At 32.1% G+C, this 14,759-nt stretch carries 13 protein-coding genes; 4 read left to right on the top strand and 9 right to left on the bottom strand.

From position 1 onward, the window contains the following. Positions 1–63: 63 nt before the first annotated feature. The 7 genes from ABD766_RS08290 to ABD766_RS08260 form a co-directional block, all read right to left on the bottom strand. A complete protein-coding gene (locus ABD766_RS08290; protein WP_344816232.1) occupies positions 64–639 on the bottom strand; it encodes a YdeI/OmpD-associated family protein in 576 nt (191 codons plus the stop codon). A gap of 13 nt (positions 640–652) precedes the next feature. Then, positions 653–1,906, bottom strand: coding sequence for a peptidase T (gene pepT / locus ABD766_RS08285; RefSeq protein WP_344816231.1), 1,254 nt, complete (start codon positions 1,904–1,906; stop codon positions 653–655). A gap of 6 nt (positions 1,907–1,912) precedes the next feature. Next, complete coding sequence (locus ABD766_RS08280; RefSeq protein WP_344816230.1) at positions 1,913–2,254, bottom strand: hypothetical protein; 342 nt, start codon at positions 2,252–2,254, stop codon at positions 1,913–1,915. Between the two features lie 75 nt (positions 2,255–2,329). After that, entirely contained in the window at positions 2,330–5,680 is a 3,351-nt protein-coding gene (gene secA / locus ABD766_RS08275; RefSeq protein WP_344816229.1) for a preprotein translocase subunit SecA, read from the bottom strand. A 106-nt stretch (positions 5,681–5,786) separates the two neighbouring features. Beyond that, on the bottom strand, positions 5,787–6,008 hold the full coding sequence (locus tag ABD766_RS08270) for a DUF2795 domain-containing protein (protein WP_022828503.1): 222 nt from the start codon (positions 6,006–6,008) through the stop codon (positions 5,787–5,789). A 194-nt stretch (positions 6,009–6,202) separates the two neighbouring features. After that, positions 6,203–6,772: a cob(I)yrinic acid a,c-diamide adenosyltransferase gene (locus tag ABD766_RS08265; RefSeq protein ID WP_344816228.1), complete on the bottom strand. Its 570-nt coding sequence runs from the start codon at positions 6,770–6,772 to the stop codon at positions 6,203–6,205. 194 nt (positions 6,773–6,966) lie between these two features. Continuing rightward, positions 6,967–7,665, bottom strand: a complete 699-nt coding sequence (locus ABD766_RS08260) for an ABC transporter ATP-binding protein (protein WP_344816227.1) — start codon at positions 7,663–7,665, stop codon at positions 6,967–6,969. A 157-nt stretch (positions 7,666–7,822) separates the two neighbouring features. Here ABD766_RS08260 and ABD766_RS08255 point away from each other — a divergent pair, with 157 nt between their 5' ends. After that, positions 7,823–8,500: a hypothetical protein gene (locus tag ABD766_RS08255; RefSeq protein ID WP_344816226.1), complete on the top strand. Its 678-nt coding sequence runs from the start codon at positions 7,823–7,825 to the stop codon at positions 8,498–8,500. A 58-nt stretch (positions 8,501–8,558) separates the two neighbouring features. On the opposite strand, the gene ABD766_RS08250 is transcribed toward ABD766_RS08255, so the two are convergent. Further along, entirely contained in the window at positions 8,559–9,338 is a 780-nt protein-coding gene (locus ABD766_RS08250; protein WP_344816225.1) for an O-methyltransferase, read from the bottom strand. A 73-nt stretch (positions 9,339–9,411) separates the two neighbouring features. Continuing rightward, positions 9,412–11,268: an ABC-F family ATP-binding cassette domain-containing protein gene (locus tag ABD766_RS08245; RefSeq protein ID WP_344816224.1), complete on the bottom strand. Its 1,857-nt coding sequence runs from the start codon at positions 11,266–11,268 to the stop codon at positions 9,412–9,414. A gap of 39 nt (positions 11,269–11,307) precedes the next feature. Between ABD766_RS08245 and ABD766_RS08240 the strand changes: the two genes are divergently transcribed. The 3 genes from ABD766_RS08240 to ABD766_RS08230 all read left to right on the top strand — a co-directional run bounded on the left by ABD766_RS08240 (position 11,308) and on the right by ABD766_RS08230 (position 14,720). After that, the gene (locus ABD766_RS08240) at positions 11,308–12,432 is read left to right on the top strand and encodes a glycosyltransferase family 2 protein (RefSeq protein ID WP_344816223.1); all 1,125 of its coding nucleotides are present in this window, start codon (positions 11,308–11,310) and stop codon (positions 12,430–12,432) included. Between the two features lie 76 nt (positions 12,433–12,508). Continuing rightward, complete coding sequence (locus ABD766_RS08235) at positions 12,509–13,816, top strand: dihydrolipoamide acetyltransferase family protein (protein WP_344816222.1); 1,308 nt, start codon at positions 12,509–12,511, stop codon at positions 13,814–13,816. Positions 13,817–13,949: 133 nt separating this feature from the next. Next, positions 13,950–14,720, top strand: coding sequence for an exonuclease domain-containing protein (locus tag ABD766_RS08230; protein ID WP_344816221.1), 771 nt, complete (start codon positions 13,950–13,952; stop codon positions 14,718–14,720). Positions 14,721–14,759 lie beyond the last annotated feature (39 nt).

Raw genomic sequence — 14,759 nt, 5'->3', positions numbered from 1 at the left:
ATTCCAATATTAAAAAATCCCAAATTTCAAATGATGAAGTTTGGGATTTTTTTTTTGACTATTTTATCTGTATTTATCATTCAAACCTATATTATTTAAAATCATAGGTTTGATTTTTTCAAATCTTGCAAGTTTAGTTTTTTCTTGCTTTGCGGTTTCAATATATTCAAGAAACTCATTTTGTTTTGAAGATGTAAATTTTTCAAAAGCAATAGAAAGTTCTTTATCTGATTCTAATTCGGCATCTAAAAACGCACAAACAATTCTTGCTTTCTTAGTTGGTTTAATTGATTTTCCTTCTTTCTCATTTGCAATTGCTTCATTGATGTAAGCTAAAATCTTTTTTTCGTTGATTTCCTCTTTAGAAGTAAATCGCCATTGACGAAGTGCTTTGGTCACGCCTTCATTGGCATTAACTAAAACATTTAATTCATCTTTTAGAAATACTCCATTATAAAACCAAAGAGCAAAATAATTTTTGAAAGCTCCAACTCCAATGACGTTTTTGTTATTTATGGTATAAACAATTCCACCCCATTTTGTAGTTTCAATTAATTCGGTTTTATTGAGAATTGATTTAATTATTTCAATTTCATCGTCCCAATAATCATATTTCATCCAAGGATTTTTTTCGTCCATACAAAAAAAAGGATTACTTATTTGAAAAATCTGTTGTAGCTGTTAACTCAGCAATTTTTACAATTACATCAACGGCTTTTTGCATACTTTCTACTGGAACATATTCATATTTTCCATGAAAATTATGCCCTCCAGCAAATATATTCGGACACGGTAATCCCATGTAAGATAATCTTGAGCCGTCTGTTCCTCCACGTATTGGTTTTATTAACGGTGTGATTCCTAATTGCTTCATAGCTTCTTCGGCTAAATCTACAATAAACATCATTGGTTCAACTTTTTCACGCATGTTGTAGTATTGGTCTTTTACTTCTGCAATACAAATATCTTCGCCAAATTGTTGAGCGAATTTTTTATTAATTCCTTCAGCAATTTCTAAAACTTTATTTTTTCTTTCTTGAAATAAATTGGCATCATGATCACGAATAATCAATTCAACTACACTTTCTTCAATACTTCCTGAAAGACCTACAACATGGTAAAATCCTTCATAATCTGCTGTTTCTTGTGGAATTTCATTCTTTGGTAATTGGTTTATAAAATCATTTGCAATAAGCATTGAGTTTATCATTTTACCTTTGGCATAACCAGGATGTACACTTTTTCCTTTGAATTTGATTTTTGCTCCAGCAGCATTAAAGTTTTCATACTCTAATTCACCAATTTGACTTCCGTCCATAGTGTAAGCCCATTTTGCACCAAACTTCTCTACATCAAAAATATCGGCACCACGACCAATTTCTTCATCAGGTGTAAATCCAACTCTTATTTTTCCATGCTTAATTTCAGGATGTTGCACTAAATATTCCATAGCGGTAACAATTTCTGTTAAGCCAGCTTTATCATCAGCGCCTAAAAGTGTTAATCCGTTTGTTGTAATTAAAGTTTGTCCTTTATACAATAATAAATCTTTAAAATAACTTGGAGAAAGAATGATATTTTGCTCTTTATTTAAAACAATATCGCCACCATCATAGTTTTCTATAATTTGTGGTTTTACATCTTTACCAGTAAAATCTGGAGATGTATCATAATGGGAAACAAATCCTATTGTTGGAACTTCATGGTCAACATTGCTAGGTAATGTTCCCATAACGTAGCCATTTTCATCAATGGTAACTTCGGTTAATCCGATAGTATTTAATTCTTTAACTAATAAATTGGCAAGATCTAATTGTTTTTTAGTACTTGGTGTCGTCGGAGAATTTGCATCCGATTCAGTATCGATAATGACATAGCTTATAAAGCGGTCGATGATGTTTTGCATGTTTTTTTATAAAATATTTGTATTACTTAATCCTTTGAATAATCTAAATAAACCATAAATTATAGCTCCGTAGGTTATTAATCCAACTCCCGAAAAGGTAATTGCGATTCCAACTACAAGCCAAATGGCTCCATATAGTATATCTTTGTTAGCTTCTGCTCTTTCAGCATCCATTAATTTGTCTTCGCCATCAGCAATTAGTTTTTTTGCTGCTTCTTCGTCGATTCCATTTTCTAATAAAGCAGCAATAATTAGTCGTTTAGGTTGTTCAGCAATAAGGCTTGAAATAACATACTCTTGTATGCTTTTTGGGTTTTCTTGATCAGATAATGTTTTGTTTTCAAACATATAATTATTTTTTTCAAATATAAAAAAATCCTCAACTGCTTTCACAATTGAGGATTGTATTTTGAGCAAATTTACTTATTCGTTAACGATAACCCATTCACCACTTGCAATCATACTTTCAGCTTTTTTGTATTTCAAGCTTTCTGTTTTTCCACTCATAACGTGTTTGATTGTAACGTTATCGTTTCTGTTAATCTTAGGTTGATCACGAACGATAGTCTCTGTTACTTGACGTTGTTGCGTTTGTCCAGCTTCACGGTTTTGTTCCGCTAGGGTGTCGCTATTTGGGATTTCATCTTTAGATTCAATGTAATCTTGCTTACGTTTTACTTCTCTTGCTTCTTGTATATTATTGTTTTGCTGTGGTAAATCACCTTTAAACAAGAACGAAATAACTTCTTTATTTACGCCATCTAACATGGTTCTAAATAAATTAAAAGCTTCTAATTTATAAATCAGTAATGGATCTTTTTGTTCGTGAACAGCAAGTTGAACTGATTGTTTCAATTCATCCATTTTACGTAAGTGCTTTTTCCAAGCTTCATCAACGATTGCTAGTGTGATATTCTTCTCAAAATCAGCAATTAATTGTGTTCCATGAGATTCGTATGCTTTTTTCAAATCGGTAACAACATTTAATGATTTGATACCATCTGTAAAAGGAACTATAATTCTCTCAAACGTATTTCCTTCTTTCTCATAAACATTAGCAATGATAGGGAATGCTTCTCTTGCACTTCTTTCTGTTTTTTCAGTGTAATATTGCATTGCAGCTTTATAAACTTTACCAGTCAATTCCATTTCTGATAATTTTGCAAAATCACCTTCTGATACCGGTGAAGTTATCGAGAAATAACGAATTAATTCGAATTCAAAGTTTTTAAAATCATTACTTGCTTTATTATCACCAACGATTACTTCGCAAGTATCATACATCATATTTGCAATATCTAGTTTCAAACGTTCTCCATGTAAAGCATGGCGACGACGTTTGTAAACTACTTCTCTTTGTGCATTCATAACGTCATCATATTCTAACAAACGTTTACGAGTACCAAAGTTATTTTCTTCTACTTTTTTCTGAGCTCTTTCGATAGATTTAGTCATCATAGAATGTTGAATAACTTCACCTTCTTTTAATCCCATTCTGTCCATCACTTTTGCAACTCTATCGGAACCAAATAAACGCATTAAGTTATCTTCAAGAGAAACATAAAATTGAGAACTTCCTGGATCTCCTTGACGACCAGCACGACCTCTTAACTGACGGTCAACACGACGCGAATCGTGACGCTCAGTACCAATAATTGCTAAACCACCAGCAGCTTTTACTTCTGGAGTTAATTTAATATCAGTTCCACGACCAGCCATATTGGTTGCAATTGTTACTACTCCAGGTTTTCCTGCTTCAGCAACAATTTCTGCTTCACTTTTGTGCATTTTAGCATTCAATACATTGTGAGCAACGCCACGCATTTTTAACATTCTACTCAATAATTCTGAAATTTCAACTGATGTTGTTCCAATTAATACAGGTCTTCCTGATGCAGATAATTGAGTTACATCTTCAATTACAGCATTAAATTTTTCACGAACAGAACGATAGATTAAATCTTCTTTATCGTTTCGAGAAATTCCTCTGTTTGTTGGAATTTCAACTACGTCTAATTTGTAAATTTCCCAAAGCTCACCAGCTTCTGTAACTGCAGTTCCTGTCATACCAGCTAATTTGCTATACATACGAAAGTAGTTTTGAAGTGTAATTGTAGCAAAAGTTTGCGTTGCAGCTTCAATGGTTACTTGTTCTTTTGCCTCAATGGCTTGGTGTAATCCGTCTGAATAACGACGACCATCCATAATACGACCAGTTTGCTCATCAACAATAAGAATTTTGTTATCCATGATAACATATTCTACATCTTTTTCAAAAAGAGTGTAAGCTTTTAATAATTGTGTAAGCGTATGAATACGTTCCGATTTGATTCCGAAGTCTTGAAATAATTTTTCTTTTGCTTCAGCTTCTTTATCTTTCTCTAGATTTTGTTTTTCTATAGCAGCAATTTCAGTTCCAATATCTGGAAGTACGAAAAAGTTTTCATCAGTATCTTGTGATAGGAATTTGATTCCATTATCAGTCAATTCTACTTGATTGTTTTTTTCTTCAATTACAAAGTATAATGCTTCGTCAACAATTGGCATTTTGCGGTTGTTGTCTTGCATGTATTCATTTTCAGTTTTTTGTAAAAGTGCTTTTACACCTTCTTCACTTAAAAATTTAATAAGTGCTTTGTTTTTTGGAAGCGAACGATAAGCTCTCAACAACTGAAAACCACCATCTTTAGTATTTCCTTCTTTAATCAATTTTCTAGCTTCTGCTAAAAATCCATTAGCAAGTTGACGTTGAAGATTGAATAAATTTTCAATTTTTGGTTTCAATTCGTTAAATTCATGACGATCACCATCAGGAACTGGACCAGAAATAATTAATGGTGTTCTTGCATCATCAATCAATACAGAGTCAACCTCGTCAACAATAGCATAATTGTGTTTTCTTTGAACCAAATCTTCTGGCGAATGTGCCATGTTATCTCTTAGGTAATCAAAACCAAATTCATTGTTTGTACCATAAGTAATATCAGCTTCATAAGCTTTTCTTCTTGCATCAGAATTTGGAGAATGATTGTCAATACAATCGACAGTTAATCCATGGAATTCAAATAGAGGAGCTTTCCAAGTACTGTCACGTTTTGCTAAGTAGTCATTTACAGTTACTAAATGAACTCCATTTCCAGTTAACGCATTCAAGTAAAGAGGAAGAGTAGCCACCAATGTTTTTCCTTCTCCTGTTTGCATTTCGGCTATTTTTCCTTGATGTAAAACGATACCACCAATCAACTGAACATCATAGTGAATCATATCCCAAGTGATTTCTTTACCAGCCGCATTCCACTGGTTTGCCCAGATAGATTTATCGCCATCCAATGTGATGTAAGATTTTGTAGCTGAAAGTTCTCTGTCTTTTGATGTTGCAGTAACTGTTATAGTTGAATTTTCTTTAAAACGTCTTGCAGTTTCTTTTACAACTGCAAAAGCTTCAGGAAGAATTTCCATTAATACTTTTTCTGAAATTTCGTATGCTTCTTTTTCTAGAGTATCAATAGCATTATAGATATCTTCTCTTAAATCGATATCTGATGTGTTTTCAGCATCTGCTTTTTTTGCAGCAATTTCAGAATCTTGTTTTGCACGAGCTAGCTTAATTTTTTCTTTGAATTCGGCAGTTTTTGCTCTTAACTCATCGTGAGATAAAGCCATTAATGCTGGTTCAAGTGCTTTAATTTTAGCAATATAAGGTTGTGTAGCTTTTACATCTTTTTCAGATTTATCACCTACGAAAATTTTAAGTATATTATTAATGAAACTCATAATGGGTTTGTATTTATTTTTTTATTATCCCTAATTTGGGTGTGCAAATTTAAACAAAAAAAAAGCCCCAAAGGAGACTTTTTTCTGTTGTGTTAGTTTATTTTTTTTAATATTCGTCCTCGTTCCAAAGATAATCTTCGTCAGTTGGATAATCTGGCCAAATTTCTTCCATTGATTCATATATTTCGCCTTCATCTTCAATAGACTGAAGGTTTTCAACTACCTCAAGCGGAGCACCAGCTCTAATTGCGTAGTCTATAAGTTCATCTTTGGTTGCAGGCCACGGTGCATCACTTAAATAAGATGCTAATTCTAATGTCCAATACATCTGCTTTCGATTTTATAATTTATGCAAAAATAAATTTTTAACTGAAATAGTCAAGTAAAAATTGATTTATTTTATAATTAAAGTTAAGAACGTGCTTTTTTAAATTCCAATTTTTAAATTCCAAATCCCAAAACCCTTGATTTTGTTGCCAAAATTTGGAATTTGCATTTTTATTTTTGGATTTTTAGAAAATACTATTTTCTTGGTATCCACTGAACTTCATCAGCTTTTAGGTCAAAGGACAACTTTCGTGCCAAGACAAAAAGATAGTCAGAAAGTCGGTTTAGGTATTTAATTACTAGTTCATCTGTTGGTTCTATGTCATTTAAATGTACTGCTAAACGTTCGGCACGACGGCATACACAGCGAGCTATATGACAATATGACACCGTTGTATGACCACCAGGAAGCACAAAATGTGTCATTTGTGGTAAACTATCTTCCATTGCATCAATTTCTTTTTCTAAATAGTCAATGTCAGTTTCTAAAATCCCTAGATTTTGTAAACGTTTTTCGCCATTTTTAAGCGTTTCTTTTTCAGGTGGAGTTGCTAATATTGCTCCAACAGTAAAAAGTCGATCTTGAACTTCAATTAAAACGTCTTTATAGTGCGAATTTATTTCTTGGTCGCGAATTAATCCAATATGTGAATTTAATTCGTCAACAGTTCCATAGCTTTCAATTCTAATATGGTGTTTTGGAACTCGTGTTCCGCCAAAAAGGGCAGTTGTACCGGTGTCACCAGTTTTTGTATATACTTTCATTGTTGTGTGATTAGTGAAAAGTAATTAGTAATTAGTTTTTCAAAGGTAACAAAAATTAATATGGATTACCAACTAGCCCTGATGGGAATGGCGTCTCGTCTTTTGGGACGAGACAGAATGGACAGCAGGAATAAGGATTATAGATAAAGTCCAAGCGACTCGCTCCTAAAATCCATTAAAACTAAAAGAAAGGTTTATAAATGACCTTCATTTAATTTATCACTTTCGATAATTCCGTCACGTAATCGGATGATTCTGTGAGCATATTTGGCAATGTCTTCTTCGTGAGTTACAAGAATTACAGTGTTTCCAGATGCGTGAATGTCTCCAAAAAGTTTCATGATTTCTACCGATGTTTTACTATCAAGGTTACCGGTCGGTTCATCGGCAAGAATGATGGATGGTTTGTTAACCAAAGCTCTTGCAACTGCTACACGCTGACGTTGACCACCAGAAAGTTGATTAGGTTGGTGATCCATTCTGTCAGAAAGATTAACTTGGGTAAGTACTTCTGTAGCTCTTTTATTTCTTTCAGATTTTGGATAACCTGCATAAATCATTGGTAAAGCAACGTTATCTAAAGCGGTTGTTCTTGGCAAAAGATTAAAAGTTTGAAAAACAAAACCAATTTCTTTGTTACGAACTTCTGCCAAATCATCATCGTGCATTTGAGAAACATCTTTTCCGTTAAGAATGTAGGTTCCAGAGGTTGGTGTGTCTAAACATCCTAAAATATTCATCAAGGTTGATTTTCCTGAACCAGAAGGTCCCATTAAAGCAACATATTCACCTTTATTGATTTGCAAATCAATTCCTTTTAATACATAAATAGTTTCGTTTCCGAGGATGAAATCTCTTTTGATGTCTGAGATTTTTATAAGAGTGTTTGACATGATAATTTGGACTAATAAATGATTAGTAGTTTAAAACTGTATAAAGTTACAAATTCAAAACTAAAAAATGACATTTATATAAGTTTAACATTTAATTATATAACATTACAAATGGATGTTGGAAGTAGTTTTACATAAATATTAAAACTTATAAATTATGAAAAAAAGTATGTTAAAATTTGGAATCCTTTCGATGGTTCTAATAGGAATGGTTTCTTGTCAAAATAAGGAAAAAGAGGCTGCAGATAAAAGAATCAGTGAACTTGAAAGCTATGTAGATTCATTGAAAATGGCTGACACAGATGAAATGATGGCAAATTGGGATCAAATTGCTACTGATTTTGATAGAAAAAGTGCTGATGCAAATGAATCTTTAGTTGCACTTGATGAAGCTACAAAAACTGCATCTCAAGAAAAAATTAATGCAACTGTTGCAAAATATGATGAGTTGAAGTTAAGTATGGAAACAAAAAAAGCAGTAACAATTTCGGCTAAACCAAATCCAAGTCAGCTTTTAAGAGATAGACTTTTTGGTGCTGGAAAAATAGGCGACGATATGAGTTTTGCATGGGTTAATAAAGATAATATCTTGAAAACATATGAAACTTTTTTCCAATCTTATAAAGACAATAAAGAAGATTTTTCTAGAGAAGATTATGATGAAATTAAACTAATGTATGAAGCATTAGATAGCAGAAAAAATACCGTTGAAAAAGAAGGATTAACATCTGACGATAATAGCTCAATAGCTTCAATAAAATTCAAATTTGGACCAATGTTTAAATTAAACAGAATGGGTGCAAAAAGTAGAGAAACAGCAGAAGCTAAAGAATAAAGGTTTTTTGTTTATTATTAATTCAGGAAAATGGCAATCAGGGATGGTTGCCATTTTTTTATGCTCTAATTACAAAATGCTCTTTTTCTTGTTCCGTTCTAAAAAAAACTATTCCCCATTGAAAGGTATCAATAGTTACGGTAATTTTTGGATGGTTTTTAATTGTTTGCCAAGCTTCTTCCATGTCTTTACTCCAATGAATATCGTCGAATATCCATACAGAATCGTTGGTAATTGTCGGAACTAAAAGTTCAAAATAGTCTAAAGTAGCTTTTTTAGAATGATTGCCATCGAAGTATATCAGTTGGCAGTGTTCAGTGTTCAGTTGACAGTTACTTAGATAGTCTTCAAATTTTGTGTTTATAAATTCAATGTTATTTAGATTTTGCAATTCACATTGATTTTTTGCAATTGTCATTGTATTTGGACAACCTTCTAAAGTAATGACTTTGGCATTTTTACTCCCTAAAGATAGAGCAGAAGTCGCTAATCCTAAAGAAGTTCCAATTTCTAAAATTGTATTTGGTTGAAAATAATTTACAATTCTAAATAAAAGTTTCGCTCTTTTTGGAGAAATTCCAGCGTTTTTTGCAATTTGGTTTATGGCTCTTGTATTACTTTTAAAAACTCTCGAACCAGCACCAAAATCGGTTACTTCAATCGTGTTTTTATTTTGTAAAAGTGAATTCCTGTAGTTTTTTAAAATAGAATATTCAGGATGTTTTTTCTTATCATAAAAACATTTGGTAACCAAATCAAACACAAATGGAGAATGTACTCCATGTTCATTTTTGGAGTTCCAATGGAAGTTTAGGTATGATTTTATTATGTGTAACATTTTTAGTTATTAGTAAATAGTAACTAGTAATTAGTCCACTATTCACTAATCACTATTCACTAATTACTGTTTATTATTCCATTTTTGAACTCAATTCAAACCAACGTTCTTCTTTTTCTTCAAGTGTTTTAATCACTTTTTGAAGTTCGTTAGCTTTGGTTTCTATATCCTTATCGGCTACTTTTCCGTCAGAGAATAGTTGCTCGATTTGTTTCTTTTGGAATTCTAAATCTTTGATTTCTTTCTCAATTTTGTTGAACTCTTTTTGCTCATTAAAATCTAAACCAGAAGAAATAGTTTTAGTTTTCCAATTGTTCTTTTCCTTGTTATCGTCTTTATTTGTTGGCTCAGCCGAATCTTCATAGGCTCTAAAATCAGAGTAATTTCCTGGAAAGTTTTCGACAATTCCGTCACCTCTAAAAACAAATAAATCATCTACAATTTTGTCCATGAAATATCTGTCGTGCGAAACTACAAGCAAGCAACCCGGAAAGTCCAACAAGAAACTTTCTAATACATTCAAAGTTACAATATCCAAATCATTTGTTGGCTCATCCAAAATCAAGAAATTCGGATTCTGAATCAAAACCGTACATAAATATAATCGTTTCAATTCGCCACCACTCAATTTTTCTACAAAATCATATTGTTTCTTGCTGTCAAATAAAAATCGCTCCAATAATTGACTTGCAGAAATCAATTTTCCTTTCATCAACGGAATATATTCTCCGTATTCCTTAATAATATCGATAACGCGTTGTCCTGGTTTTGGATTGATTCCGCTTTGTGTATAATAGCCAATTTTAATCGTATCACCAGTAATAACTTTTCCAGAATCGGTTGGAATGGTTTGCGTCAATAAATTCAAAAAAGTCGATTTTCCAGTTCCGTTTTTACCAATAATCCCAATTCGAGCACCACGTTGAAAATCGAAACTAAAATTCTCTAAAATCTTTTTATCGCCAAACTTTTTTGAAATTTTATGCAACTCAATAATCTTGCTTCCAAGACGTTCCATGTTGATTTCTAGTTCGATTTTATTTTCTTTTCTTCTGCTTTCTGCTTTTTCTTTGATAACATAAAAGTCATCTTGACGTGATTTTGATTTGGTAGTTCTAGCTTTAGGTTGTCTTCGCATCCAAGCCAGTTCTTTTACAAAAAGATTTTGTGCCTTATCAATAGAAGCATTTTCTGAAGCTAATCGTTCTTCTTTTTTCTCTAAATAATAAGAATAATTCCCTTTGTAACTGTATAATTTTCCGTTATCCAATTCTATGATTTCGTTACAAACGCGTTCTAAAAAGAAACGGTCGTGCGTAACCATAAACAACGTAATATTTTCTTTTGCAAAATAACTTTCCAACCATTCAATCATTTCCAAATCCAAGTGATTGGTTGGCTCGTCTAATATTAATAAATCAGGTTTGTTGATAAGAATAATCGCCAACGATAGACGCTTTTTCTGCCCACCAGACATGTTTTTTACTTTCAATTTAAAATCTTCCAACTTCAATTTGAACAAAATTTGCTTGAATTGTGTTTCAAAATCCCAAGCATTATGTCGGTCCATATCATCAAAAGCTTTCTCATAAGCTTCAGTATCTTCTGGGTTTTCTAATGCTTTTTCATAGCGTTCAATTACATGTAGAATTTCATTGTCTGACGCAAAAATACTTTCTTCAACAGTCAATTCATCTTGCAATTGAGGGACTTGCGATAGAAAAGCCATTTTGATTTCTTTTCTTATTACTACTTGTCCAGTATCGGGCTCATCTTCACCATTTATAATTTTCATTATCGATGTTTTGCCAGAACCATTTTTAGCAATAAAAGCAATTTTTTGGTCTTTATTTATTCCAAACGAAATGTCTTTGAACAATGTACGTTCTCCAAATGATTTCGAAATATTTTCTACAGAAAGGTAATTCACAGTGGTATTTTTTTTGCAAAAGTAGATTATATTTGTCAAATGCAACTATCGGTTATCATCCTAAATTATAATGTGCGCTATTTTTTAGAGCAATGCGTTTTAAGTGTTCAAAAAGCACTTGAAAACATTGATGGCGAAATCATTGTAATTGATAACAATTCTTCTGATGATAGTTGTGTGATGATGAAAGAATTGTTTCCAAATGTAAAACTTATTGAAAACAAGGAGAATCTTGGTTTTCCAAAAGGAAATAACATTGGAGTAGCACAAGCCAAAGGCGACTATATTTGTATTTTAAATCCTGATACAGTAGTTGCCGAAGATACTTTTATTAAAATACTTGATACTAAAAATTGGAAGCCAAACACCGGAATAATTGGTTGTAAACTTATTGACGGAACTGGAAAGTTTCTACCCGAAAGTAAGCGTGGCATACCAACTCCATGGGTTGCCTTCACTAAAATCTTCGGATTGTATAAAATTTCAAATTTTTTTGGGAAGTATTATGCGCAACATTTAACTGAAAATCAATCTGGAAAAGTTGATATTTTGGTTGGTGCTTTTATGGTAATGAAACTCGAATTATATAATGAAATTGGAGGTTTCGATGAAAATTGCTTCATGTATTCTGACGATATTGATTTGAGTTACATGGCTTTGAAAAAAGGTAAAACCAATTATTATTTTCATGAAACAACTGTAATACATTATAAAGGAGAAAGCACTATTCGAGATGAAAAGTATATGAAGCGCTTTCAAGAAGCTATGAATTTCTTTTATACTAAACATTTTAAGAAATCAGTTGTATTCGACTTTTTTATGAAAATTGGTGTTTTTGTTTTTTCGTTTATTAAGAAAAATCAATCTAAAGAAATAAAAAGAACGATTTATGAATATATAATTTTTTCTAAAGATTCATTACAATTGGATTTGAACAAAAAAGAAACAATTTTAAATGATTTTTCAGAATTCAAAAACAATGTAAATTTGAATACTGAAATCATTTTTGATACAAAATCATTTGGTTATAAAGAAATTATAGATTTTATGAATTCAAATAAAAGTAAGAATTTAACATTTAAGAATTATATTTCTAATTCTAATTACCTTATTGGAAGCAATAATTCAATTGATAGAGGAGAAATCATAACATTAAAAAATTAGTGTATTCTTTACAAAATGAAGATAAAATTACTAATTTTGCAATCATTATAAAAAAACACAACTTTAGTTTAAAGATATGGCAAAGTTTGAATTGAAATTACCTAAAATGGGTGAAAGCGTTGCTGAAGCAACAATTACCAATTGGTTAAAAAACGTTGGAGATACTATCGCAATGGACGAAGCAGTTCTTGAAATTGCTACCGATAAAGTGGATAGTGAAGTACCAAGTGAAGTTTCAGGTGTTTTAGTAGAACAACTTTTTGGGAAAGATGATGTGGTAAAAGTGGGTCAAACTATTGCAATTATTGAAACAGAAGGCGGAAGCGTAGAAGCACCTAAAACTGCTGAAGTTGCTGCTCCAATTGTTGCTGAAGTTGCTAAAACAGTTGAAGTAGCTAAAGAAAATGTTGCACCAGCTGATTTTAGTGGTTCTGATAAATTCTTTTCGCCATTAGTAAAAAATATTGCTAAAGAAGAAGGTGTTTCAGTTGCTGAATTAGAAAGTATTTCAGGTTCAGGAAAAGAGGGTCGTGTTACTAAAGAAGATATATTAAATTTTGTAAAGAATAGAACAAGTCAGCCAGTTGTAGCACAAACTGTTACTCCAGTTGCACAACCTATAACACAACCTGTTCAATCTACAACAACTTCTGCTGTTCCAGTTTCTGTAAATGGTGGTGATGAAATTGTAGAAATGGACAGAATGCGTAAATTGATTTCTGGTTACATGGTCGCTTCGGTTCAAACGTCTGCTCACGTGCAATCGTTTATTGAGGTTGATGTAACTAATATTGTAAAATGGAGAGATAAAGTAAAAGGTGCTTTCGAAAAACGCGAAGGTGAGAAATTAACTTTTACACCTATATTCATGGAAGCAGTTGCAAAAGCAATAAAAGATTTTCCAGGAATGAATATTTCTGTTGATGGTGATTACATCATTAAAAAGAAAAACATCAATTTAGGAATGGCTGCTGCTTTGCCGAACGGAAATCTTATCGTTCCAGTAATTAAAAATGCTGATCAATTGAATTTGGTTGGAATGGCAAAAGCTGTAAACGATTTAGGAAATAGAGCTAAAGCAGGAAAATTAAAACCAGACGATACACAAGGAGGAACATATACAGTTACAAACGTAGGAACTTTTGGTTCGGTATTTGGAACTCCAATTATCAACCAACCACAAGTCGGAATTCTAGCTCTTGGCGCAATAAGAAAAGTACCGGCAGTTATCGAAACTCCAGAAGGTGATTTCATCGGAATTCGTCAGAAAATGTTCTTATCACATTCTTATGACCACAGAGTTGTAGATGGTGCACTTGGCGGAAGTTTCGTAAAACGTGTAGCTGAGTATTTAGAAGCATTTGATGTAAATAGAGAATATTAATAGTATAGATAATTGTAAATCAACCCTTTCCTTATTGTGAAAGGGTTTTTTGTTTGAAAGAATATAAAAAAATAAAATAATCGATAAACGGTAACAACATTATTTTATATTTGTCAGCTAACATTTTTAAAAAATGGAATTAAAATTAAACAGACCAATTTGCTTTTTCGACCTTGAAACTACAGGAATTGATGTTGCGAAGGATAGAATTGTAGAAATCTCAATCTTCAAAGTATATCCTAACGGAAATAAAGAAAGCAAGACATGGTTAGTAAACCCAACAATTCCAATTCCACCTCAAACAACCGCTGTTCATGGTATTACCAATGAAAAAGTTGCTAATGAGCCAACGTTTAAAGAATTAGCATCACAAGTTCATAATATGATTAAGGATTCTGATTTGGCTGGATTTAATTCAGATAGATTTGATATTCCACTTTTAGCTGAAGAATTACTTCGTGCTGAAGTTGATTTTGATATGAAAAACAGAGTTTCTGTAGATGTTCAAACTATTTTTCACAAAAAAGAAGAGCGAACTTTAAGTGCAGCTTTGAAATTTTATTGTGGTACCAATTTAGAGAACGCACATTCTGCAGAAGCGGATACTATGGCAACTTATGAAATTCTAAAAGCACAATTAGACAGATATGACGATTTAGAAAATGACATGAAATCATTAGCTGAATTTACAACTCGTAAAAAATCAGTTGATTTTGCCGGTTTTATTGCTTTGAATAATGAAGGAAAAGAAATTTTTACTTTCGGAAAAAACAAAGGTCAATTAGTAGAGGAAGTGCTTGAAAAAGAACCAGGTTACTATGGTTGGATTCAAGGTGCTGATTTTCCTCTTTACACTAAAAAAGTATTGACAGGAATTAAATTAAGAAAATTAAATACAAAATAAGTTTACAGTCACAGTTTGCAGTTTGCAGACTGAGGACTG

The sequence above is a fragment of the Flavobacterium cheonanense genome, assembly GCF_039539185.1.
In the GTDB taxonomy this organism is placed as follows: domain Bacteria; phylum Bacteroidota; class Bacteroidia; order Flavobacteriales; family Flavobacteriaceae; genus Flavobacterium; species Flavobacterium cheonanense.
The sequence above is the reverse complement of the archived record's forward strand: the minus strand, read 5'-3'. Positions and strand labels throughout refer to the sequence as shown.